21 protein-coding genes are annotated in these 21,929 nt (G+C 65.2%); 12 read left to right on the top strand and 9 right to left on the bottom strand.

From position 1 onward, the window contains the following. The first annotated feature begins 53 nt into the window (after positions 1-53). Positions 54-719 (top strand): NAD(P)-dependent oxidoreductase, encoded by a 666-nt coding sequence (locus tag AC1RGE_RS24765; RefSeq protein ID WP_041774015.1) that lies wholly within the window; start codon positions 54-56, stop codon positions 717-719. Here AC1RGE_RS24765 and AC1RGE_RS24760 read toward each other — a convergent pair. Further along, the gene (locus tag AC1RGE_RS24760) at positions 716-1,666 is read right to left on the bottom strand and encodes a choline sulfate utilization transcriptional regulator (protein ID WP_183001281.1); all 951 of its coding nucleotides are present in this window, start codon (positions 1,664-1,666) and stop codon (positions 716-718) included. The two genes, AC1RGE_RS24765 and AC1RGE_RS24760, sit on opposite strands and share 4 nt — an antisense overlap. A gap of 114 nt (positions 1,667-1,780) precedes the next feature. Here AC1RGE_RS24760 and betC point away from each other — a divergent pair, with 114 nt between their 5' ends. The 3 genes from betC (at position 1,781) to AC1RGE_RS24745 (ending at position 5,899) form a co-directional block, all read left to right on the top strand. Next, on the top strand, positions 1,781-3,295 hold the full coding sequence (betC, locus tag AC1RGE_RS24755) for a choline-sulfatase (RefSeq protein ID WP_011058420.1): 1,515 nt from the start codon (positions 1,781-1,783) through the stop codon (positions 3,293-3,295). A 17-nt stretch (positions 3,296-3,312) separates the two neighbouring features. After that, positions 3,313-4,230: a choline ABC transporter substrate-binding protein gene (gene choX / locus AC1RGE_RS24750; protein WP_492585182.1), complete on the top strand. Its 918-nt coding sequence runs from the start codon at positions 3,313-3,315 to the stop codon at positions 4,228-4,230. Between the two features lie 100 nt (positions 4,231-4,330). Next, positions 4,331-5,899: a SulP family inorganic anion transporter gene (locus tag AC1RGE_RS24745; RefSeq protein WP_047290178.1), complete on the top strand. Its 1,569-nt coding sequence runs from the start codon at positions 4,331-4,333 to the stop codon at positions 5,897-5,899. Between the two features lie 115 nt (positions 5,900-6,014). Here AC1RGE_RS24745 and aroE read toward each other — a convergent pair whose 3' ends face one another. Together aroE and hemF are read right to left on the bottom strand one after the other, a co-directional pair. Further along, positions 6,015-6,836, bottom strand: coding sequence for a shikimate dehydrogenase (gene aroE / locus AC1RGE_RS24740; protein ID WP_065364973.1), 822 nt, complete (start codon positions 6,834-6,836; stop codon positions 6,015-6,017). Between the two features lie 93 nt (positions 6,837-6,929). Then, the gene (gene hemF / locus AC1RGE_RS24735) at positions 6,930-7,847 is read right to left on the bottom strand and encodes an oxygen-dependent coproporphyrinogen oxidase (RefSeq protein WP_011058416.1); all 918 of its coding nucleotides are present in this window, start codon (positions 7,845-7,847) and stop codon (positions 6,930-6,932) included. Positions 7,848-8,014: 167 nt separating this feature from the next. On the opposite strand from hemF, the gene AC1RGE_RS24730 reads away from it, so the two are divergent. Next, positions 8,015-8,992: an NADPH:quinone reductase gene (locus AC1RGE_RS24730; RefSeq protein ID WP_026020270.1), complete on the top strand. Its 978-nt coding sequence runs from the start codon at positions 8,015-8,017 to the stop codon at positions 8,990-8,992. Positions 8,993-9,056: 64 nt separating this feature from the next. Here AC1RGE_RS24730 and tsaC read toward each other — a convergent pair whose 3' ends face one another. The 3 genes from tsaC to AC1RGE_RS24715 form a co-directional block, all read right to left on the bottom strand. Further along, positions 9,057-9,614: an L-threonylcarbamoyladenylate synthase type 1 TsaC gene (gene tsaC / locus AC1RGE_RS24725; protein WP_011058414.1), complete on the bottom strand. Its 558-nt coding sequence runs from the start codon at positions 9,612-9,614 to the stop codon at positions 9,057-9,059. Between the two features lie 54 nt (positions 9,615-9,668). Further along, the gene (gene dprA, locus AC1RGE_RS24720; protein WP_346625137.1) at positions 9,669-10,775 is read right to left on the bottom strand and encodes a DNA-processing protein DprA; all 1,107 of its coding nucleotides are present in this window, start codon (positions 10,773-10,775) and stop codon (positions 9,669-9,671) included. Between the two features lie 87 nt (positions 10,776-10,862). Further along, positions 10,863-11,873, bottom strand: coding sequence for a LysM peptidoglycan-binding domain-containing protein (locus AC1RGE_RS24715; protein ID WP_072443353.1), 1,011 nt, complete (start codon positions 11,871-11,873; stop codon positions 10,863-10,865). Between the two features lie 153 nt (positions 11,874-12,026). Between AC1RGE_RS24715 and def the strand changes: the two genes are divergently transcribed. The 5 genes from def to AC1RGE_RS24690 all read left to right on the top strand — a co-directional run bounded on the left by def (position 12,027) and on the right by AC1RGE_RS24690 (position 16,865). Beyond that, positions 12,027-12,533 carry a peptide deformylase gene (gene def, locus AC1RGE_RS24710; protein WP_011058411.1) on the top strand — a complete coding sequence of 169 codons (507 nt, stop codon included), beginning with the start codon at positions 12,027-12,029 and terminating at the stop codon, positions 12,531-12,533. Between the two features lie 212 nt (positions 12,534-12,745). After that, positions 12,746-13,705, top strand: coding sequence for a methionyl-tRNA formyltransferase (gene fmt / locus AC1RGE_RS24705; protein ID WP_011058410.1), 960 nt, complete (start codon positions 12,746-12,748; stop codon positions 13,703-13,705). Then, positions 13,702-15,027: a 16S rRNA (cytosine(967)-C(5))-methyltransferase RsmB gene (gene rsmB / locus AC1RGE_RS24700; protein ID WP_011058409.1), complete on the top strand. Its 1,326-nt coding sequence runs from the start codon at positions 13,702-13,704 to the stop codon at positions 15,025-15,027. Before fmt ends, rsmB begins: the two co-directional genes overlap by 4 nt. 22 nt (positions 15,028-15,049) lie before the next feature. Continuing rightward, complete coding sequence (gene trkA / locus AC1RGE_RS24695) at positions 15,050-16,423, top strand: Trk system potassium transporter TrkA (protein ID WP_011058408.1); 1,374 nt, start codon at positions 15,050-15,052, stop codon at positions 16,421-16,423. A 124-nt stretch (positions 16,424-16,547) separates the two neighbouring features. After that, positions 16,548-16,865 carry a tetratricopeptide repeat protein gene (locus tag AC1RGE_RS24690; protein WP_011058407.1) on the top strand — a complete coding sequence of 106 codons (318 nt, stop codon included), beginning with the start codon at positions 16,548-16,550 and terminating at the stop codon, positions 16,863-16,865. A gap of 171 nt (positions 16,866-17,036) precedes the next feature. On the opposite strand, the gene AC1RGE_RS24685 is transcribed toward AC1RGE_RS24690, so the two are convergent. The 3 genes from AC1RGE_RS24685 to AC1RGE_RS24675 all read right to left on the bottom strand — a co-directional run bounded on the left by AC1RGE_RS24685 (position 17,037) and on the right by AC1RGE_RS24675 (position 18,842). Next, the gene (locus AC1RGE_RS24685; RefSeq protein WP_011058406.1) at positions 17,037-17,276 is read right to left on the bottom strand and encodes a PilZ domain-containing protein; all 240 of its coding nucleotides are present in this window, start codon (positions 17,274-17,276) and stop codon (positions 17,037-17,039) included. Positions 17,277-17,348: 72 nt separating this feature from the next. Next, positions 17,349-18,236, bottom strand: coding sequence for a lysophospholipid acyltransferase (locus AC1RGE_RS24680; protein ID WP_011058405.1), 888 nt, complete (start codon positions 18,234-18,236; stop codon positions 17,349-17,351). A 42-nt stretch (positions 18,237-18,278) separates the two neighbouring features. Next, on the bottom strand, positions 18,279-18,842 hold the full coding sequence (locus AC1RGE_RS24675) for a DNA-3-methyladenine glycosylase I (protein WP_011058404.1): 564 nt from the start codon (positions 18,840-18,842) through the stop codon (positions 18,279-18,281). 81 nt (positions 18,843-18,923) lie between these two features. On the opposite strand from AC1RGE_RS24675, the gene glyQ reads away from it, so the two are divergent. Together glyQ and glyS are read left to right on the top strand one after the other, a co-directional pair. After that, positions 18,924-19,877 (top strand): glycine--tRNA ligase subunit alpha, encoded by a 954-nt coding sequence (gene glyQ / locus AC1RGE_RS24670; protein WP_003177094.1) that lies wholly within the window; start codon positions 18,924-18,926, stop codon positions 19,875-19,877. Then, on the top strand, positions 19,874-21,928 hold the full coding sequence (glyS, locus tag AC1RGE_RS24665) for a glycine--tRNA ligase subunit beta (protein WP_015633612.1): 2,055 nt from the start codon (positions 19,874-19,876) through the stop codon (positions 21,926-21,928). Before glyQ ends, glyS begins: the two co-directional genes overlap by 4 nt. Position 21,929: the final 1 nt, after the last annotated feature.

Genomic DNA, 21,929 nt, shown 5'->3' with positions numbered 1-21,929 from the left:
AAGGCTCGCCACAGGTCACAACCGGTACCTGTGGAAAATAAGGAAGCCAGGCCATGAAAAATGCCGAAACTCCGGTGGTCAAACTGGTGCTCTATGGTGCCATGAGCAGCCTGGGCAGTGCGTTGATGGCAGAGAGCCTGAGGCGCCAGCATGAGGTGATCGCCATTCTCGACGACCTCACCGCACTGGCCCCGCGCCCAGGCCTGCGCGCCAAGGGCGGCGACCTGTTCGACCCGGACCGGGTCAAGCAGAGCGTAGCCGGTAGCTCGGCGGTGATCTGCCTGCTGGATGCCCCCGATCTGCCCGGCAGCACCACGCCCGGCCAGGCCCCCGACCCGGTGAACCAGGTACGGGCGGTGGATGCCCTGATCGAAGGCATGCAGGGCGCCGGTATCCGTCGGCTGATGCTGGTGGGGGAGTTCAGCGTTCTCGACAACCCGCCCTCCAGCACCAGCCTGCCTCACCATGCCGCGCAGGAAATCCTCGATGCACTGCGCAGCAGCGCGCTGGACTGGACCCTGATCAACGCGCCGCGGGGCGTGGCCGGGCTGGGTATCGAGCATTTCAACCAGGTTGGCGACAGCCTCGAGCCGGGGCTTGCCGAGCCGCTGCGACGGCTCAACGGCGTGGCAATCGGCATCAGCGACGAGCTGCGCCTGAATCTGCACCTGCGCGAGCATGTGAGTTTCATCGCCACCCAACCCCAGGCCGCCACCTAGCGGGCAATGGACGGCAGCGCCAGCCCCTTGAGGCTCTGGGCGCTGCCGGCCTGCTCGCTCATCAGCCAGTCGACGAAACGCTGGATCAGCGGGCCGCGGCGCTTGCGCTGGGGCAGCACCACGTAATAGCCGTAGGCGGACAGCGCGCTCTCGGCGATGGGCCGGCACAGCAGGCCCTGCTCCAGCAGGTCATCCACCAGGTGACGCCAGCCGATGGCCACGCCCTGGCCGCCGATGGCTGCCTGGATCAGCAGGGTGTAATTGTCGAAGCGCAATTGCCCTGGGGCCGGCGCACCCGCAAGGCCCAGCTCGCGAAATACCCCGCTCCAGTCGAACCAGTGGTTGCTGCCTTCACCCCGCAGGTGCAGCAGCGGCAGTTCCAGCAGGGAAGGGGCGGGCAGCGGCGCAGCACGGTCCTTGAGCAGCAGCGGGCTGCACACCGGAAACACTTCTTCGCTGAACAGCCAGTGGCTTTCCCCCTGCCTGAAGCGCCCGTCGCCGAACAGCACCGCCACGTCGATATCGCTGCGCAGCATGCTGTGGCTGCGCTCGCTGGTGACCAGGCTCACATCCACCTGGGGGTTGGCCTCATGAAAGCGATGCAGGCGGGGCATCAGCCAATAGGCGGCGAAAGCGAAATCCGTGGCCACCTGCAACACCTCATGCTGATGCTGCTGGCTGAGGGCGCTGAGGCCGGCATCGATGCTCTGCAGGCCGGCCTGGACCTGATCCAGCAACAAGGCTGCAGACTCGGTGAGCTCGATGCCCCGGTAGATGCGGTCGAACAGGCGCACCCCCAGCTGTTCCTCCAGGCGCTTGATCTGCTGACTGATAGCCGGCTGGGTGGTGCCCAGTTCCACCGCCGCGGCGGTGAAGCTGCGCAGGCGCGCGGCTGCTTCGAACACCCGGAGCAGGTCCAGGGACAGGTCGCCAAGGGCTTCATACATAAGCTGTGCTTATCCTAGTCATTGCTGTACATGGGCTTTACCACCAACGGCATGGGATCCATGCTCGGTTGCAGCACTTTCGCATAACCATCGAATATGGAATGCCGCGAATCCATGAAGCGCAAGAACATTCTTTTCATCATGGCCGATCAGATGGCCGCCCCCTTGCTGCCGTTCTACGGACCCTCGCCGATCAAGCTGCCTCACCTCAGCCGGCTGGCCGCCCAGGGCGTGGTCTTCGACGCCGCCTACTGCAACAGCCCCTTGTGCGCACCCTCGCGCTTCACTTTGGTCAGCGGCCAGTTGCCCAGCCGGATCGGCGCCTACGACAACGCCGCGGACTTCCCCGCCGACGTGCCTACCTACGCCCACTACCTTCGGCGCCTGGGCTACCGCACTGCGCTCTCGGGCAAGATGCACTTCTGCGGCCCGGACCAGTTGCACGGCTATGAAGAGCGCCTGACCAGCGATATCTACCCCGCCGACTATGGCTGGGCGGTGAACTGGGACCAGCCCGATGTGCGCCCCAGCTGGTACCACAATATGTCCTCGGTACTGCAGGCCGGCCCCTGTGTACGCACCAACCAGCTGGATTTCGACGAGGAGGTGGTGTTCAAGGCCCAGCAATACCTGTTCGACCATGTGCGCGAGGCCGGCGACCAGCCGTTCTGCCTCACCGTCTCCATGACCCACCCCCACGATCCGTACACCATTCCCAGGGCCTTCTGGGACCTGTACCGCGACGACCAGATTCCACTGCCGCAGACCCCGCCCCAAAGCGAGCTGGATCCGCATTCCCAGCGCCTGCTCAAGGTCTACGACCTGTGGGACAAGCCCTTGCCTGTGGATAAGATCCGCGACGCGCGACGCGCCTACTTCGGCGCCTGCAGCTACATCGACAGCAACGTCGGCAAGCTGCTGCAGACCCTGGAAGACACCGGGCTGGCGGACGACACGCTGATCGTGTTTTCCGGCGACCACGGCGACATGCTCGGCGAGCGCGGCCTCTGGTACAAAATGCACTGGTTTGAAATGGCCGCCCGGGTACCGCTGCTGATCTGTGCACCGGGGCAGTTCACTGCCAGCCGGGTCAGCGCCGCTGTCTCCACCGCCGACCTGCTGCCGACCCTGGTGGAGCTGGCCGGCGGCCGGGTCGAGCCCGACCTGCCGCTGGATGGCCGCTCCCTGGTCCCGCACTTGCAAGGGCAGGGCGGGCACGACGAGGTGTTCGGCGAATACATGGCCGAAGGCACCATCGGCCCGCTGATGATGATTCGCCGCGGTGCCTACAAGTTCATCTACAGCGAAGACGACCCCTGCCTACTCTTCGACCTGCACCACGACCCGCAAGAGCGCTTCGACCTTGGCCAGTCGCCCGAGCATCGGCCGCTGTTCGCCGCGTTCCTGGCAGAGGCCCGGGCCAAGTGGGACATTCCGCGCATTCACCAACAGGTCCTGGCCAGCCAGCGCCGCCGCCGGCTGGTGGCCGAGGCGCTGAGCCGGGGCAAACTCAAGAGCTGGGACCACCAGCCGCTGGTAGACGCCAGCCAGCAGTACATGCGCAACCACATCGACCTCGATGACCTGGAGCGCAAGGCCCGTTATCCACAACCCTGCCAAAACCAATAAAACGTAAGGGGAAATGCATGCAAAGGTTATCCACAGCACTGACGCTCGGGCTTCTGGCCCTGGGCAGCGCATCCGCTTGGGCCGACTCGTGCGAGACCGTGAAGATGGCCGACCCGGGGTGGAGCGATATCGCCGCCACCAATGCCATCACCGGCTTCCTGCTGGACGGCATGGGCTACAAGGCGAAGATCGACACCCTGGCCGTGCCCATCACCTTCGGGGGTCTGAAGGATGGCCGGGTGGATGTATTCCTGGGTAACTGGATGCCGGCGCAGCAAGGCTTCCATGACAAGTTCGTGGCCAATGGCGACGTCACCCAGCTGGCCAAGAACCTGGAAGGGACCGAGTTCACGCTGGCGGTGCCGGACTATGTGTGGGAGGCCGGAGTGCATGATTTTGCCGACCTGGACAAGTTCGCCGACAAGTTCGACAAAAAGCTCTACGGCATCGGCTCCGGCGCGCCGGCCAACCTGTCGCTGCAGGAAATCATCAAGAGCAACCAGTTCAACCTGGGCCAGTGGAAGCTGATCGAGTCCAGTGAACAGGCAATGCTCGCCGAAGTGTCCCGGGCCACGAAAAAGCAGCGCTTCATCACCTTCCTCGGCTGGACCCCACACCCGATGAACGTGCAGTTGAAGATGCGCTACCTGACCGGTGGCGAAAAGTACTTCGGCGCCAGCGGCAGCGTCTACACCCTGACCCGCAAGGGTTATGCACAGGCTTGCCCGAACGTCGGCAAACTGCTGGACAACCTGCGGTTCACCCAGGAGATGGAGAACAGCATCATGGCCGCAGTGGTCAACAGCAAACTCAGCAACACCGAGGCCGCCAAGGCCTGGATCAAGGCTCACCCGGCAGTGCTGGAGCAATGGCTGGAGGGAGTGCGGACCATTGATGACAAAGAGGCCCTGGCAGCGGTGAAGAGCAGGTTGTAGCCCGAGGTGTGCCGGCCATTCGCCGGCAAGCCGGCTCCTACACTCAAAGCCTGGCAATGCTTTACCCTGGCCCACCGAATCAACCCACCCGTGAGGAACCATGGCCTGGCCCGACCGCCAATCTCTCCTGCCTTTGCTGAGCTGGCTGCCGCGCCAGACCCGGGCCAGCGTCGGCCGTGACCTGCTGGTGGGCCTGAGCGGCGCGATCCTCGCTCTGCCGCAATCCATCGCCTATGCCCTGATCGCCGGCCTGCCCCCGGAGTACGGGCTGTACGCGGCCATAGTCCCGGTGCTGATCGCCTGCCTGTGGGGTTCATCGTGGCACCTGATCTGCGGCCCCACGGCGGCAATTTCCATCGTTCTCTATGCCAGCGTCAGCCCCCTGGCAGTGCCGGCCTCCGAGGACTACATCACCCTGATCCTGCTCCTGACGCTGTTGGCTGGGGTCTTCCAGTGGCTGCTGGGAATGCTGCGCTTCGGCGCCCTGGTGAACTTCGTCTCGCACTCGGTGGTGCTGGGCTTCACCCTCGGCGCGGCGGTGGTCATCGCCCTGGGCCAATTGCCCAACCTGCTGGGGCTGGAACTGCCGAACCAGGCCACCGCCCTCAACAGCCTGAGCCAGTTGCTGCAGCACCTGGGCGAGGTGGACCGGCCTTCGCTGCTGCTGGGGCTGGGCACCCTGGCGCTGGGGGTCGCCTTCAAGCTGCTGGCGCCGCGCTGGCCCGGCCTGCTGCTGAGCCTGGTGTTCAGTGCCCTGGTGGTGTGGCTGCTGCCGGGGGTGTTTGGCCATGTGCAACTGGTCAGCGCCTTCGTCGGCCGGCTGCCGCCGTTTAGCCCATTGCCCCTGGACCTGGAACTGATCCTGCGGTTGCTGCCCAGCGCAGTGGCGGTGGGCATGCTCGGGCTGGTCACCAGCCTGTCGATTGCCCGCTCGCTGTCAGCACGTTCGGAACAGTTGCTGGACGCCAACCAGGAAGTCCGCGCCCAGGGCCTGTCGAACATGGTCGGGGCGTTTTTCTCCGGCTACCTGTCCTCGGGCTCCTTCACCCGCTCCGGGTTGAGCTACGAGGCCGGCGCCTGCTCGCCCCTGGCCGGGGTGTTCTCGGCGCTGTGGGTGGCGCTGTTCGCCGTGGCCGGCGCCGGGCTGATCGCCCATATCCCGATCCCGGCCATGGCCGGCAGCATCCTGCTGATCTGCTGGGGGCTGGTGGACCATCGGGGCATTCGCGCGCTGTTCCGGGTCAGCCGCGCCGAGTTCGTGGTGATGAGCCTGACCTGCGTCGCCACCCTGCTCCTGGAGTTGCAGACCGCGATCTATGCCGGGGTCCTGGCGTCGCTGTTCTTCTACCTCAAGCGCACTTCGCAACCGCGGGTGCAGCAGTCCAGCGAAGGCGATGAAGACATCCTGCGGGTCGGCGGTTCGATTTTCTTCGGCGCCAGCCATTACCTGCAGGTGCGCATGCAGCGCTGCCACGCGCCCAGGCTGGTGATCGACGCACGGCAGATCAACTTCATCGACTATTCAGGGGTGGAGATGCTGCACCAGGAAGCACGCCGCCTCAGGCGCCAGGGGCGCAGCCTGATCCTGCGCCGGGCACGGCAGGCGGTGAAAGAAGAGTTGATCAAGCTCGAAGGCCCGGAACGCTGCCCGATCCACTTCGAAGACTGAACCCGCAGGCGCCTTGCCCACACCCGACGTGAGAGCCGGCTTGCCGGCGAAGAGGCCCTTGAGCCTGGCCCAGCCTTGAAGCCGCCTTCGCTGGCAAGCCAGCTCCTACGGGGGGTTACAGGGCCAGCTGACGACGCAGTTCAGCCAGCACCGGGGCACTGTCGGGGCGCACGCCGCGCCATAGGTAGAAGGCTTCCGCCGCTTGCTCGGCCAGCATGCCCAGGCCATCCAGCACCAGGGCCGCGCCCTGTTCACTGGCCCAGCGGCAGAACGGCGTCGGCTCCTTGGCGTACATCATGTCGTAGCACACGGTCTTGCCCGCCTCGATCAGGCTGCCGGCAATCGGCGGCAGCTCGCCCGAAAGGCTGGCGGAGGTGGCATTGATGATCAGGTCCACCGATTCCTGCAGCCAGTCGAAGCCGCTGGCCGATACCGGCCCCAGGTCGGCGAACAACTCCGCCAGCAGCTCAGCCTTTTCCACGGTGCGATTGGCGATTACCAAGGCCTCCGGCTGCTCGGCCAGCAACGGCTCCAGGGCACCACGGACCGCGCCGCCAGCCCCCAGCACAAGGATGCGCTTGCCCTTGAGGCTGACCCCGGCGTTCACCTTCAGGTCGCGCACCAGCCCGGCGCCGTCGGTGTTGTCCCCCAGCAGGCGGCCGTCGGCCTGCTTGCTCAGGGTGTTCACCGCGCCGGCGCGCTGGGCCCGTTCGGTCAGGCTGTCGCACAGGCGATAGGCCTCTTCCTTGAACGGCACCGTGACATTGGCCCCACGCCCGTGGGCGAAGAAACTGCGAGCGGTGCCGGCGAAATCATCCAGGGGCGCCAGCAGGGTGTTGTACTCCAGCTGCTGGCCAGTCTGCTGGGCGAACAGCCGATGGATCAGCGGCGACTTGCTGTGGCCGATCGGGTTACCAAAGACAACGTACTGATCCATCTCTCATCCCATTTGCTCAACACAGGGGTAGGAACCGCATCCGCCTGAAGGCCTTTTCGCCGGCAAGCCGGCTTCTACACAGTGGCGTGCGGTTTAGTTGCTGGCTGCCAGCCAGTCGCGATCCTGCAGGAAGTATTCGGTCAGGCGCGCTTCTTCGCTGCCCGGCTCGGCCTTCCAGTCATAGCCCCAGCGCACTTGTGGCGGCAGCGACATGAGGATCGACTCGGTGCGCCCGCCCGATTGCAGGCCGAACAGGGTGCCACGGTCGTAGACCAGGTTGAACTCCACGTAGCGGCCCCGGCGGAATTCCTGGAATTCCCGCTGCTGCGCGGTGTAGGCCGCGGCCTTGCGGCGCTGGACGATGGGCAGGTAGGCCTCGATGTAGGCGTCGCCGATGGCGCGCATGAAGGCGAAACTGGTGTCGAAGTCCCATTCGTTCAGATCGTCGAAGAACAGGCCGCCGATGCCCCGCGGTTCATTGCGGTGCTTGATGTGGAAATAGCTGTCGCACCAGGCCTTGTAGCGCGGGTAGACATCGGCACCGAAGGGCGCGCAGGCCCGCTCGGCAACCCGGTGCCAGTGCACGCAGTCATCGATGTTGCCGTAGTAGGGGGTCAGGTCGAAACCGCCGCCGAACCACCAGACCGGCTCTTCGCCTTCCTTCTCGGCGATGAAGAACCGCACGTTGGCGTGGGAAGTCGGCACATGGGGGTTGTGCGGGTGGATCACCAGGGACACGCCCAGGGCCTCGAAGCCACGGCCGGCCAGCTCGGGCCGGTGGGCACTGGCCGATGGCGGCAGGCCGCTGCCGAATACATGGGAGAAGTTCACCCCACCCTTTTCGATCACTGCACCGTCGCCGATCACCCGGGTACGCCCGCCACCACCGGCAGGCCGGGTCCAGGCGTCCTCGATGAAGCGTGCGCCACCGTCTTCGGTTTCCAGTGCAGCGCAAATGCGGTCTTGCAGGTCGAGCAGGTAGGCTTTCACGGCCTCGGTGCGGGTAGTCATGGCATCACCTTGAATCGGGCAAAGCTACGCGGCGCTAGGGATGGAGCACGGGCCGGCGCAAATGGGCGCGTAGCATAACACCGCGCCGGGGCGCTCCGCAGTTGACGAAGGTCAAGCAGAGGAGTCCGATAGAGCACTTTCACGACACGTCCGAGGAGAGAATGCAGATGGCCAAACGTATCCAGTTCCGCGCCCATGGCGGCCCCGAAGTGCTCGAATATGTGGATTACCAACCGGCGGAACCGGGCCCGCAACAGGTTCGCGTCAGCAACAAGGCCATCGGCCTGAACTTCATCGACACCTATTTCCGCAGCGGTCTCTACGCACCGCCCGCCCTGCCTTCAGGCCTGGGGGCCGAAGGCGCGGGCGTGGTCGAGGCCGTAGGCAGTGCCGTGACCCGTTTCAAGGTCGGCGACCGCGTGGCTTACGGCAGCGGCCCACTGGGGGCCTACAGCGATGTGCATGTGCTGCCCGAAGCCAACCTGGTACGCCTGCCGGACGCCATCAGCTTCGAACAGGCCGCCGGGGTCATGCTCAAGGGCCTGACCGTGCAGTACCTGCTGCGCCAGACCTATGAACTCCAGGGCGGCGAAACCGTGCTGTTCCACGCCGCTGCCGGCGGTGTCGGCTCCCTGGCCTGCCAGTGGGCCAAGGCCCTCGGGGTAAAGCTGATCGGCACCGTCAGCTCGCCGGAAAAGGCCGCCATCGCCAAGGCCCTGGGCGCCTGGGAAACCATCGACTACAGCCATGAAGACGTGGCCCAGCGAGTGCTGGAACTGACCGGCGGGAAGAAGTGCCCGGTGGTCTACGACGGCGTGGGCAAGGACACCTGGCTGACCTCCCTGGATTGCCTGGCCCCACGCGGGCTGATGGTCAGCTTCGGCAACGCCTCTGGCGCAGTGGACGGGGTCAACCTGGGGATTCTCTCGGCCAAGGGCTCGCTGTACGTGACCCGGCCGACCCTGGCCAGCTACGCCAACAATGCCGAGAACCTGCAGCGCATGGCCGACGACCTGTTCGGCATGATTGCCAGCGGCAAGCTGAAGATCGAGATTGGCCAGCGCTTCGCCCTGGCGGATGCGGCCAAGGCCCATATCGAACTGTCGGCGCGACGCACGACTGGCTCGACTGTGCTGCTGCCTTGAACGCCTTCGCCGGCAAGCCGGTTCCTACCGAGTATCGTAGGAGCCGGCTTGCCGGCGAAGCGCTTCAGGAAGGCCGAACTACCTTGCCGGTAGCCAGGTCACGGATCAGGCTCGGGTTCTTGCGCCCGCCCAGGCTGCCACTGAGGACCAGATCCAGTTGCCCACGGAAATACTGCTCGATGCGCAGCCGCGTGCGCGCCGCCGGGCGCCCCTGGGGGTTGGCCGAGGTGGAAATCAGCGGGCCCACCAGGGAGCACAGTTCACGCACCAGCGGATGGTCGCTGACCCGCAGCGCCACCGTGTCATGGACCCCGGTGACCCACTCGGGCAACAGGTTCTGATGGGGCACCAACCAGGTATTGGGCCCCGGCCAGGTGCTGGACATGCGATCGATCCAGGTGTCCGGGAAGTCCTCGAAGAGGAAATCGAACTGATGGATGTTGTCAGCGATCAGGATCAGGCCCTTGTCCACCGACCGTGACTTGATCGCCAGCAGACGATCCACCGCCTCTTCATTCCACGGATCGCACCCCAGGCCCCAGACCGCTTCGGTTGGATAGGCAATCACCGCCCCTGCGCGAATCTCTCGTGCGGCTTGCTGCACGCGCCAACTGCTGACCATTGCCGACTCTCCAGATAAAAGCTGTGCGCAGTTTACCCATCCTGCTTATAAAACCTAGCTCAGACGCGCATACCAACGCCCATTTTCATGGACCGCACGGCCTTCGATCTCCAGCTCGGTCAGGGCCGCCAGCACCCGGGGCAGGGGCCAGCCGCTGGCGCTGGCCAAGGCTTCGCTGCTGTGGGGCGCCGCATGCAGCAAGGCCAGCAACGGGTGGGTACAGGCCGCTGTCGGCAGCGAGGCGCTGGGCGGCAGGTTCTGCCAGCCGGCCAGGGTCTCCAGGATGTGCTGCACGCTTTCCACCAGCACCGCGCCGTCGCGGATCAACTGGTGGCAGCCCCGGGCACCGGGGTGGTGGATAGAACCGGGGATGGCATACACCTCGCGGCCTTGCTCCGCCGCCAGCCGCGCGGTAATCAGCGAACCGCTGGCGACGCTGGCCTCCACCACCAGCACGCCCAGGGCCAGGCCACTGATGATTCGATTGCGCCGGGGGAAGTGTTCCGCACGCGCCGGGGTGTCCAGAGGGAACTCGGAAACCACCGCGCTGCCCTGGTCGATCATGGCCCTGGCCAGGGCCCGGTGCCGCTGTGGATAAAAATTTTCCAGGCCAGTGCCCAGCACGCCCACGGTACGCCCGCCAACATCCAGGGCCGCCTGATGGGCAGCGCCATCGACGCCCAGGGCCAGACCGCTGGTGATGACAAAACCGGCACGGGCCAGGCTGCGGGAAAAGGCCCCGGCGGTGTCCAGCCCCGGTCGCGATGCACGACGGCTGCCCACCATCGCCAACTGCGGCCGTTCGAGAATCGAGGGGTCGCCGGCCACGAACAGCAGCGGTGGCGCATCCTCGAGTTGCGCCAGCAAAGGCGGGTAGCCGGGCTGGTCCCACATCAGCAAATGCTGGGCCTGGCTATCTATCCAGGCCAATGCGCGACGGGCGCCGTCGCGCACCTGGGGGCTGCGCCGGGCCTCGCTGCAGGCCGGCGGCAGGTCCAGGGAACGCCAGGCACTGGCCGGGGCACGGAGTGCTTTAGAAGCGCAACCGAATGCCTGAAGCAGGCGCTGAAAACGCATCGGCCCGAGTTCGGGCAGGACGTGCAAGCGCAATCGAGCTTCCAGTTCTGCCGGGGAAATGCTGCCGCTCATCGAGTTCGACATGGATCATCCTTGATCGTCAGGGCTCCAGCCTGAGCTGGAACAAGCTGTGGATAACTCTGTTGGTAACTTGTTGAGGAAAGATCTTCCTCAGGGGTTGCGGACCTTGTCCAGCACCGCCAGCGAACGCGTGGCCTTGAGTACCAATCCGTAGCTGAGCCTGTCGTAGCTGCGGAACACCATCAGCCAGCCGGCCGCCTCGTCGGGGATTTTCAGCGGCTCGCCGGTTTGCCGGTCGCGTACGGTTTCCCCGGTCTTGATCACCGCCAGCACGTTGCCCTCCAGCAGCCCGTCGCGGCGCCCGCGGTTGAGGGTCACCACATCCAGGGCGCCGATCTGGGTGACCCCTCGGGGCACGTCGATGATTAGCCCTTCCACCGGCCGTTGCGGGGCACTGGGGCTGAAGGAGCCCGGCAACCCCGAGGTATCGGCGGCCAGCAAGCGATCACCCAGGCGCACTTCCTGGTTGCTGCTCTGCAAGGCGAGGGTGGCCAGGTCACCTTCGCTCGCCACCACCCGGGCGCTGCCAATGGCGTCGGCGTTGACCCCCAGCAGTTCCTGGCTCAGGGGGTCGCGGTAGACCTTGCCCTGGCGGAACAGCTCATAGACCGGCTGCTCTGGGTCCAGCCGGCCACGGGCGAAAAGCCGGTCGCCCATGCCACCCAGCACCCGCTCGCCCTCGCCGGCCACGATATACGGCGCCTGCTCCAGGGCCCCGGGCTGATCGACGATGCGGTTGTCCAGCAAGAAGCTGCTGATCGCTTGCAGGGGGATGCTCGGAATCGGGGCAGGGGGCAGGCGCCGGGCCTGGGGCGCGAGCTTGACCGTCGGCGGCGCCGCTGGTCGCTCCAGCTGCAGGCGTGGCGGGCCGTCATTGCGCACCAGTTGCAGGCGGTCGCCGGGGAAGATCTGCCCGGCGAAGCCCGCCGGCCAGAGCTCGCGCCATTGCCAGGGCTGCTGCAGATACAGGCTGGCGACGCTCCACAGGGTATCGCCCGGCTGCACCCGATAGTGCTGTGGATAACTGTCCCGCAGTTGCACCTGGGCCTGGCCGATGGCGGTCCAGCCCGCCAGCAGCAGGGCGAACAGTGATTTCCTCATGGGCTGAATCCCTTTATTATGTGCGTTCGCGTGAAACGCCAGAGCCTGCACGGCTCGCTCCATCCCAGAGCACGTTTTGCACCGGCGGCCCAGGTCCAGAACCTGCGCGGACGCCGACTCCGCCCTTACTTCACACGTGTAGCAATTACGCTTATGGCCATTTTAAACATCCTCGAATTCCCTGATCCGCGCCTGCGCACTATCGCCAAACCAGTGGCCGTAGTGGACGACGAAGTGCGTCAGTTGGTCGACGACATGTTTGAAACAATGTATGAGGCCCCAGGCATCGGTCTGGCGGCGACCCAGGTCAACGTGCACAAACGCGTGGTGGTCATGGACCTGTCCGAAGACCGCAGCGAACCACGGGTGTTCATCAACCCCGAGTTCGAAGCCCTGACCGACGAGATGGACCAGTACCAGGAAGGCTGCCTTTCGGTACCGGGCTTCTACGAAAACGTCGACCGCCCGCAACGGGTCAAGATCAAGGCCCTGGACCGCGACGGCCAGCCCTACGAACTGATCGCCGAAGGTTTGCTCGCCGTGTGCATCCAGCACGAATGCGACCACCTGAACGGCAAGTTGTTCGTCGACTACCTGTCCACGCTCAAGCGTGACCGGATCAAGAAGAAGCTGGAAAAGCAGCATCGCCAGCAGGCTTGATGACCGTCTTGCAAAGGCTTGCCAAGCAGGCTGAGTGAAAACGTCGCGAGTGAGAGCAAGACAAGGCAAAAACAGGCGAGGAAGCGGAGTTTAGGCCCCTAAATGAGCATTCCGAGCCTGTTTTTAACGCAGTCTTGCCGAACGCAGCAGTTTTCACTCAGCCTGCACGGCAAGCCTTTTTCTTTTCCGAATGTTTAACATCGAGAATTCCCATGACTGAGCCACTGCGCATCGTCTTTGCCGGCACCCCCGAATTCGCCGCCGAACACCTCAAGGCCCTGCTCGACAGCCCTTACCAGATCGTTGCGGTCTACACCCAGCCGGACCGTCCGGCGGGGCGCGGGCAGAAGCTGATGCCCAGTCCGGTCAAGCAGCTTGCTCTGGAAAACGACATCCCCGTGCTGCAACCGCCGACCTTGCGCAATGCCGAGGCTCAAGCCGAACTGGCAGCGCTCAAGCCGGACCTGATGGTGGTGGTGGCCTACGGCCTGATCCTGCCCCAGGCGGTGCTGGATATTCCGCGCCTGGGTTGCATCAACAGCCACGCTTCGCTGTTGCCACGCTGGCGCGGTGCCGCGCCGATCCAGCGTGCGGTGCAAGCCGGTGACGCGCAAAGCGGGGTGACCGTGATGCGCATGGAAGCCGGCCTGGATACCGGGCCGATGCTACTCAAGGTCAGCACCCCGATCAGCGCCGAAGATACCGGCGGCAGCCTCCACGACCGCCTGGCCGAGATGGGCCCGCCCGCAGTGCTGCAAGCCATCGAAGGCCTGGCCGCCGGCACCCTGGAAGGCGAAGTCCAGGACGACAGCCTGGCCACTTACGCCCACAAGCTGAACAAGGACGAGGCGCGCATCGACTGGAGCCGCCCGGCCGTGGAACTGGAGCGCCTGGTGCGGGCCTTCAACCCCTGGCCGATCTGCCACAGCAGCTTGAATGGCGAAGCGCTGAAAGTGCTGGCCGCCACCCTGGCCGAAGGCAAGGGCGCGCCGGGGGAAATCCTCGGCGCCAGCAAGGACGGCCTGATCGTTGCCTGCGGTGAGCAGGCGCTGTGCCTGACCCGCCTGCAACTGCCCGGGGGCAAGGCGCTGAACTTCAGCGACCTGTTCAACAGCCGCCGCGAGAAATTCGCCATCGGCACCGTCCTCGGCCAGACGGCGGACGCCCAATGAACCCGCGCCTGGCCGCCGCAAAGGCGCTGACTGCCGTGCTCAACGGCAAGGCCTCGCTCAACAGCTCGCTGCCGATCCAGCTGGACAAGGTCGAGGCCCGTGATCGCGGCTTCACCCAGGACCTGGCCTTCGGCACCGCACGCTGGCAGCCGCGGCTGTCGGCGCTGGCGGCCAAGCTGCTGCAGAAGCCGTTCAAGGCAGCCGACGCCGATGTCGAAGCATTGCTGCTGGTGGGCCTCTATCAGTTGCTCTACGCCCGGGTTCCGGCCCACGCCGCCATCGGTGAAACCGTGGGCTGCGCCGACAAGCTGAAAAAGCCCTGGGCCAAGGCCCTGCTCAATGCCGTGCTGCGGCGCGCCCAACGCGAAAGCGAAACGCTGCTGGCCGAGTTGGAGCACGACCCGGTGGTGCGCACCGCACACCCGCGCTGGTTGCAGAAATCCCTCAAGGCGTTCTGGCCCGAGCAGTGGGAAGCCATCTGCGCCGCCAACAACGCCCACCCGCCGATGATCCTGCGGGTCAACCGCCGGCATCACTCCCGCGATGCCTACCTGAAGCTGTTGAGCGAAGCGGGGGTTGCGGCCAAGGCTTGCGTCTATAGCCAGGACGGCATCGTCCTCGACGAAGCCTTGGATGTACGCAGCCTGCCGGGCTTTGCCGAAGGCTGGATCAGTGTGCAGGACGAGGCCGCGCAACTGGCCGCCGAGCTGCTGGAACTGGCGCCGGGGCAACGGGTGCTGGACGCCTGCTGCGCCCCGGGCGGCAAGACCTGCCACATCCTCGAAGTGCAACCGGCCCTGGCCGGCGTAGTGGCGGTGGACCTGGAGGCCAAGCGCCTGGTGCGGGTACGGGAAAACCTCGACCGCCTGGGGCTCGACGCCCAATTGATCGCCGCCGATGGCCGCGACACCCAGGCCTGGTGGGACGGCAAGCCGTTCCAGCGGATCCTGCTGGACGCGCCATGCTCGGCCACCGGGGTGATCCGCCGCCATCCGGATATCAAGCTGACCCGCCAGCCCGAAGACATCGCCGCCCTGGCGCAACTGCAAGGCGAACTGCTGGATGCCATGTGGCAGGCCCTGGAAGTGGGCGGCATCCTGCTCTACGCCACCTGCTCGACCCTGCCCACCGAGAACACCGAGGTCATCGAGGCCTTCCTGGCCCGCACCCCGGGGGCTCGTGAATTGGACATCGGCGGCCAACTGGGGCAGCCTGCCGCCGGCCTCAAGCAGCCCCACGGACGCCAGTTGCTGGCGCAAGAGGGCGGCCACGACGGCTTCTACTACGCCAAGCTGATCAAGATCGCCGCAGCTCGCGGCTAAACGGTTTTAAGGGAGTGACTGGATGAAAATCATCATCCTCGGCGCCGGGCAAGTGGGTGGCACGCTGGCGGAACACCTGGCCAGCGAAGCCAACGATATCACCGTGGTCGACACCGACGGCGAACGCCTGCGCGACCTCGGCGACCGCCTGGACATCCGCACCGTGCAGGGCCGCGCCTCGTTCCCGACGGTGCTGCGCCAGGCCGGCGCCGACGACGCCGACATGCTGGTGGCGGTAACCAACAGCGACGAGACCAACATGGTCGCCTGCCAAGTGGCCCACACCCTGTTCCACACCCCGACCAAGATCGCCCGGGTGCGCGAAGCCGCCTACCTGACCCGCGCCGGGCTGTTCGACAACGATGCGATCCCGGTGGACGTGCTGATCAGCCCCGAGCAGGTGGTGACCAACTACATCAAGCGCCTGATCGAGCACCCCGGTGCGCTGCAGGTGATCGACTTCGCCGAAGGCAAGGCGCAACTGGTGGCGGTCAAGGCCTACTACGGTGGCCCGCTGGTGGGCCAGCAACTGCGCCAGCTGCGCGAGCACATGCCCAACGTCGACACCCGGGTGGCGGCGATCTTCCGTCGCGACCGGCCGATCATGCCCAAGGGCGATACGGTGATCGAGGCCGACGACGAAGTGTTCTTCATCGCCGCCAAGGCCCACATCCGCGCGGTGATGAGCGAGATGCGCCGCCTGGAGGAATCCTACAAGCGCATCGTCATCGCCGGTGGCGGGCAGATCGGCGAGCGCCTGGCCGAGGCCATCGAAAGCCGCTACCAGGTGAAGATCATCGAGATGAACCCGGCCCGCTGCCGCTACCTCTCCGACACCCTGGACAGCACCGTGGTGCTGCAGGGCAGCGCCTCGGACCGCGACCTGCTGCTGGAAGAGAACATCGCCGACGCCGATATCTTCCTGGCCCTGACCAACGACGACGAAGCCAACATCATGTCCTCGCTGCTGGCCAAGCGCCTGGGAGCGAAGAAGGTGATGACCATCATCAACAACCCGGCCTACGTCGACCTGATCCAGGGTGGCGATATCGACATCGCCATCAGCCCGCAGCTGGCCACCATCGGCACGCTGCTGGCCCACGTGCGCCGCGGCGATATCGTCAGCGTGCACTCCCTGCGCCGGGGCGCGGCGGAAGCCATCGAGGCCATCGCCCACGGCGACGCCAAGTCGAGCAAGGTGATCGGCCGTGCCATCGAGAACATCGGCCTGCCGCCGGGCACCACCATCGGCGCGATCATTCGCGACGAAGAAGTGCTGATCGCCCACGACGACACGGTGATCGAAGCCGGCGACCACGTGATCCTGTTCCTTGTGGATAAAAAACACATCCGCGACGTGGAGAAACTGTTCCACGTCGGCCTGAGCTTCTTCTGATCAACAACTCTGTAGCCGCTGCCGAAGGCTGCGATCGACTGCGCAGCAGGCGCTGCCCTTGCGAAGGCCCTGCGGGCCTGATCGCAACCTGCGGCGGCTACATGAGCCCACAGGAGTGACAACGATGCTTGAATCCCTGGAAAAAATGCTCGCCAAGGGTGTGGATAACGCCCTGCTGCGCTTCGGCCTGGGCAAGGGTTACCTGGATCAGGGCGATTTCGCCAAGGCCGCCGAGCACCTGCAACGTTGCGTGGCCTTCGACCCCAAGTATTCCGCGGCGTGGAAGTTGCTGGGCAAGGCCTGCCAGGGGCAGGGCGACCTGCCGGCAGCGCGCCAGGCCTGGGAACAGGGCCTGGAAGCGGCCCGGGGCCACGGCGACAAGCAGGCGGAAAAGGAAATGACGGTGTTCCTGAAAAAACTCGACCGCCAGTCTCAAGGCTGACCCCACCCCTCCTCGGTAGCCGCTGCTGCAGGCTGCGAACGAGCTGGGCGGCACTCCGATGCACTGCTCGCTAGCTCTGAAGACCCGCACAGGCTCGACAAGAGAGCGCCAAGCAAGGCCCTTTGGTCCTTTTCGCAGCCTCGCGGGCTCGGCAACGGCTACAGGGCTATTTCACAGGTAGCGCAGGGCGATCCCTTCCGCGTCCACTTGCACCACTTCCATGCGCACCCGCGGCGCCGTCACCGGCAGGCCCTGGACCTGGCCGTAGACCACCGCGCCCTTGGGCAGTCTTGCCAGGGCCGGGCTCTGTACATAGACGCCGCTGGCGGACAGGTTGCGGGTCTGCCCCAGGCATTCGCCGATGCTTTCGTGGGAAATCTTGATGCGGAACGACTTGCGATGATCGGACATCTTCTGCGCCCTTGTTCGGTGTGCTGTGGATAACTCCCGATGCGGGGTTATCCACAGATCGTGCCAGCTCCCTCAGTACCAGCGCGCCTCGCCAGGCGGGCGCTTCTTGAAGCGTTTCATGCTCCACATGTACTGGCTCGGATAGGCCCCCACATAACGCTCGACCACCTTGCTCATGGCCGCGCAGGAGGTTTCGGTATCGGTGCTGTACATGTCTTCCGGCGCCGCTTCGAGGATCACCTTGTAGCCCGAGCCGTCGGGCAGGCGCAGGGCATGGAGGAACACGCCGACCGCCTTGCCGCCGGCCAGCATGTTCGGCACGAACTTGCTGGTCAGGGCCTGGGTGGCGAAGAAGGGCACGAAGATCCCGGCGGATTCGGCCGGTTCCGGGTCGGCGGGGATGCCCACTGCCCCCCCTTTGCGCACTTCCTTGATGACGCTGAGGATGCCTTCCTTGGTGGAAGCCGCCACGCGGTTGCCCAGTTGCACCCGCTGCTTGCGCAGCAGTTCGTCCACTGCCTTGAGCTTGGGCGGACGGTAGAAAATGATCGGTTTGCACTGGCTGCAATAGAAGTGGTTGAGCACTTCCCAGTTGCCCAGGTGGCTGGTGATGCCAACCACGCCCTTGCCCGAGGCCAGGGCGTCCTTGAGTACTTCCAGGCCCTCGACTTCACGCACCAGGGCAATGGAACGCTCGGCCGGCCAGATCCAGGCGCAGGCGCTTTCAGTCAGGGACTTGCCGATGTCCTTCAGGCTCTGGCCCACCAGGCGCTCGCGTTCCGCCGGGTCCATCTGTGGAAAACACTTGGCCAGGTTGATGCGCACCACCTCGCGGGAACGATTGGGCGTCTTCCACATGATCCAGCCGATGGCTGCGCCGACCGCCTGCACCGCGCGCCAGGGCAGCAGGGCAAACAACCGCAGAGCACCCACCAGCAGGGCGCCTTTGAACTTATCCACAAATGACTCCTGATCTTGGTCATGAAGCGTGTCGCCAGCCGGCTATTCTAACCGCGCATCGGCCAGGATGGCGTACCGATCACAGTCCAGGGTGTGGTCCATGACCATCCCCGAGGCCTGCATCAGCGCATAACAGATGGTCGGGCCGACGAAAGTGAAGCCGGCCTTGCGCAGGCCGCGGCTCATGGCTTCGGCCTCCGGCGTCACCGCCGGCACTTCGCTGCGGTCGTTGAAATGGTTGATCTTCGGCACGCCACCGACGAAGGCCCAGAGAAAGGCCACCGGGTCTTCCAGCTCCAGCCAGGCCTGGGCATTGCGCCGCGCGGCGTTGAGCTTGAGGCGGTTGCGGATGATGCCCGGGTCCTGCATCAGGTCGTCGATCTCGGCATCGCTCATCTGCGCCACACGCTGCACATCGAAGCCGAACAGCACCTGGCGATAATGCTCGCGCTTCTTCAGCACGGTGATCCATGACAGCCCGGCCTGGAACCCTTCGAGCAATAACAACTCGAACAAGCGCTGCCCATCGCGCAGCGGCACGCCCCACTCCTGATCGTGATAAGCCATGTACAGCGGATCTTCGGAACACCAAAAGCAGCGTGGCATAAGGCTCCAGGGGGCGTGCGCAGGACTGAATCGGGTATACTCCCGCTCCTTAAATCGCAGCCCAAGTAACAGGTGAATTTCGTGAGCCAGCCTACGCCAGCCGTGCGTACCTTCCAAGACTTGATCCTCGCCCTCCAGCAGTACTGGGCCGAGCAAGGTTGTGTGGTACTTCAGCCCTACGATATGGAAGTAGGCGCCGGCACTTTCCACACCGCTACCTTCCTGCGGGCCATCGGCCCGGAAACCTGGAACGCCGCTTATGTGCAGCCCAGTCGTCGCCCGACTGACGGCCGCTACGGCGAAAACCCCAACCGCCTGCAGCACTACTATCAGTTCCAGGTGGTCTTGAAGCCCAACCCGGAGAACTTCCAGGAGCTGTACCTGGGTTCCCTGAAGCACGTGGGCCTGGACCCGCTGGTGCACGACATCCGCTTCGTCGAGGACAACTGGGAATCGCCGACCCTGGGCGCCTGGGGCCTGGGCTGGGAAGTCTGGCTCAACGGCATGGAAGTGACTCAGTTCACCTACTTCCAGCAAGCCGGTGGCATCGAGTGCTACCCGGTGACCGGTGAAATCACCTACGGCCTGGAACGCCTGGCCATGTACCTGCAGGGCGTGGATTCGGTGTACGACCTGGTCTGGGCCGACGGCCCGTTCGGCAAGGTCACCTATGGCGATGTGTTCCACCAGAACGAAGTGGAGCAGTCGACCTACAACTTCGAACACGCCAACGTCGAGAAGCTGTTCGAACTGTTCGATTTCTACGAAAGCGAAGCCAAGCGCCTGATCGAGCTGGATCAGCCACTGCCGCTGCCGAGCTATGAAATGGTCCTCAAGGCCTCGCACACCTTCAACCTGCTGGATGCACGCCGGGCTATCTCGGTCACCGCACGCCAGCAGTACATCCTGCGTGTGCGCACCCTGGCGCGTTCCGTTGCGCAAGCCTACCTGCTGGCCCGTGCCAAGCTGGGCTTCCCGATGGCAACCCCGGACCTGCGTGATGAAGTGTTGGCTAAGTTGGAGGCGGCACAATGAGTGCGCAAGATTTTCTGGTTGAACTGGGCACTGAAGAACTGCCACCCAAAGCCCTGAACACCCTGGCCGAAGCCTTTCTGGCCGGCATCGAAAAAGGCCTGCAGAGCGCCGGCCTGAGCTTCCAGGCCAAGCACGTATACGCCGCGCCACGGCGCCTGGCGGTGCTGATCACCCAACTGGCCACCCAGCAGCCGGATCGCAGCATCAACCTCGACGGCCCGCCACGCCAGGCAGCCTTCGATGCTGAAGGCAACCCGACCCAGGCGGCCCTGGGCTTTGCCAAGAAGTGCGGCGTCGAACTCAGCGAGATCGACCAGAGCGGCCCGAAACTGCGCTACAGCCAGAGCATCAAGGGCAAGCCGACCGCCAGCCTGCTGCCGACCATCGTCGAAGATTCGCTGAACGACCTGCCGATTCCCAAGCGCATGCGCTGGGCCGCGCGCAAGGAAGAGTTCGTGCGCCCGACTCAATGGCTGGTGATGCTGCTGGGCGATGAGGTCATCGACTGCACCATCCTCGCCCAGAAGGCCGGTCGCGACTCCCGCGGCCACCGCTTCCACCACCCGCAAAGCGTGCGCATCACCGCGCCGGCCAACTACCTGGCCGACCTGCGTGCCGCCTACGTGCTGGCCGACGCCAACGAGCGTCGCGAGCTGATCAGCAAGCGCACCGCGGAACTGGCGACCCTGCAGGAAGGCACGGCGATCGTCCCGGCGGACCTGCTGGACGAAGTGACTGCCCTGGTCGAATGGCCGGTGCCACTGGTGTGCTCGTTCGAGGAACGCTTCCTCGAAGTACCCCAGGAAGCCCTGATCACCACCATGCAGGACAACCAGAAGTACTTCTGCCTGCTGGACGTGGACGGCAAGCTGCTGCCGCGCTTCATCACCGTGGCCAACATCGAGAGCAAGGACCCGCGCCAGATCATCGAGGGCAACGAGAAAGTCGTGCGCCCACGCCTGACCGACGCCGAGTTCTTCTTCAAGCAGGACAAGAAGCAGAAGCTCGAAGACTTCAACCTGCGCCTGCAGAACGTGGTCTTCCAGGAAAAACTCGGCAGCGTCTACGACAAGGCCGAGCGGATCTCCAAGCTGGCCGCCTTCATTGCCCCGCGCATCGGCGGCGACGCCCAGCGCGCCGCACGCGCCGGCCTGCTGTCCAAGTGCGACCTGGCCACCGAGATGGTCGGCGAGTTCCCGGAGATGCAAGGTATCGCCGGCTACTACTACGCCCTCAATGACGGCGAGCCGGAAGATGTCGCCCTGGCCCTGAACGAGCAGTACATGCCACGTGGCGCCGGCGCCGAGCTGCCCAGCACCGTGACCGGTGCCGCCGTGGCCATCGCCGACAAGCTGGACACCCTGGTGGGGATCTTCGGCATCGGCATGCTGCCCACCGGCAGCAAGGACCCCTACGCCCTGCGTCGCGCGGCACTGGGCGTGCTGCGGATCCTGATCGAGAAGAAGTTCGACCTCGACCTGAACGACGCCGTGGCCTTCGCCGTCAGCGCCTTCGGCAGCAAGGTCAAGGCCGCCGGCCTGGCCGACCAGGTGCTGGAGTTCATCTTCGACCGCCTGCGTGCCCGTTACGAAGACGAAGGCGTGGATGTGGCCACCTACCTCTCGGTGCGTGCCCTGAAGCCGGGTTCGGCCCTGGACTTCGACCAGCGCGTGCAAGCCGTGCAGGCCTTCCGCAAACTGCCGGAAGCCGCCGCCCTGGCTGCGGTGAACAAGCGCGTGTCGAACCTGCTGAGCAAGATCGAAGGCAATGTGCCGACCACCATCGAAGCCAAGTACTTCGACAACGCCAACGAGTTCTCCCTGTACTCGGCGATCCAGCAAGCGGACCAGGCTGTACAGCCCATGGCCGCTGCCCGCCAGTACAGCGAGACCCTGGCCCGCCTGGCTGCCCTGCGCGAGCCGGTGGACGCCTTCTTCGAGGCGGTGATGGTCAATGCCGAGGACGCCAATGTACGGGCCAACCGCTACGCGCTGCTGGCGCGGCTGCGGGGCCTGTTCCTGGGCGTGGCCGACATTTCGGTACTGAGCTGAT

Source organism: Pseudomonas sp. GW823-FHT02C05, from assembly GCF_058797595.1.
This window is presented reverse-complemented; position numbering and strand designations above follow the sequence as displayed.

Coding starts and splice junctions, on each gene's coding strand:
- trkA (WP_011058408.1), top strand. CDS start 15,050: ATGAAAATCATCATCCTCGGCGCCGGGCAAGTGGGTGGCACGCTGGCG.
- aroE (WP_065364973.1), bottom strand. CDS start 6,836: ATGGATCAGTACGTTGTCTTTGGTAACCCGATCGGCCACAGCAAGTCG.
- AC1RGE_RS24745 (WP_047290178.1), top strand. CDS start 4,331: ATGGCCTGGCCCGACCGCCAATCTCTCCTGCCTTTGCTGAGCTGGCTG.
- betC (WP_011058420.1), top strand. CDS start 1,781: ATGAAGCGCAAGAACATTCTTTTCATCATGGCCGATCAGATGGCCGCC.
- fmt (WP_011058410.1), top strand. CDS start 12,746: ATGACTGAGCCACTGCGCATCGTCTTTGCCGGCACCCCCGAATTCGCC.
- choX (WP_492585182.1), top strand. CDS start 3,313: ATGCAAAGGTTATCCACAGCACTGACGCTCGGGCTTCTGGCCCTGGGC.
- AC1RGE_RS24765 (WP_041774015.1), top strand. CDS start 54: ATGAAAAATGCCGAAACTCCGGTGGTCAAACTGGTGCTCTATGGTGCC.
- def (WP_011058411.1), top strand. CDS start 12,027: ATGGCCATTTTAAACATCCTCGAATTCCCTGATCCGCGCCTGCGCACT.
- AC1RGE_RS24715 (WP_072443353.1), bottom strand. CDS start 11,873: ATGAGGAAATCACTGTTCGCCCTGCTGCTGGCGGGCTGGACCGCCATC.
- AC1RGE_RS24675 (WP_011058404.1), bottom strand. CDS start 18,842: ATGCCACGCTGCTTTTGGTGTTCCGAAGATCCGCTGTACATGGCTTAT.
- glyS (WP_015633612.1), top strand. CDS start 19,874: ATGAGTGCGCAAGATTTTCTGGTTGAACTGGGCACTGAAGAACTGCCA.
- rsmB (WP_011058409.1), top strand. CDS start 13,702: ATGAACCCGCGCCTGGCCGCCGCAAAGGCGCTGACTGCCGTGCTCAAC.
- dprA (WP_346625137.1), bottom strand. CDS start 10,775: ATGTCGAACTCGATGAGCGGCAGCATTTCCCCGGCAGAACTGGAAGCT.
- AC1RGE_RS24760 (WP_183001281.1), bottom strand. CDS start 1,666: ATGTATGAAGCCCTTGGCGACCTGTCCCTGGACCTGCTCCGGGTGTTC.
- tsaC (WP_011058414.1), bottom strand. CDS start 9,614: ATGGTCAGCAGTTGGCGCGTGCAGCAAGCCGCACGAGAGATTCGCGCA.
- hemF (WP_011058416.1), bottom strand. CDS start 7,847: ATGACTACCCGCACCGAGGCCGTGAAAGCCTACCTGCTCGACCTGCAA.
- AC1RGE_RS24685 (WP_011058406.1), bottom strand. CDS start 17,276: ATGTCCGATCATCGCAAGTCGTTCCGCATCAAGATTTCCCACGAAAGC.
- AC1RGE_RS24690 (WP_011058407.1), top strand. CDS start 16,548: ATGCTTGAATCCCTGGAAAAAATGCTCGCCAAGGGTGTGGATAACGCC.
- AC1RGE_RS24730 (WP_026020270.1), top strand. CDS start 8,015: ATGGCCAAACGTATCCAGTTCCGCGCCCATGGCGGCCCCGAAGTGCTC.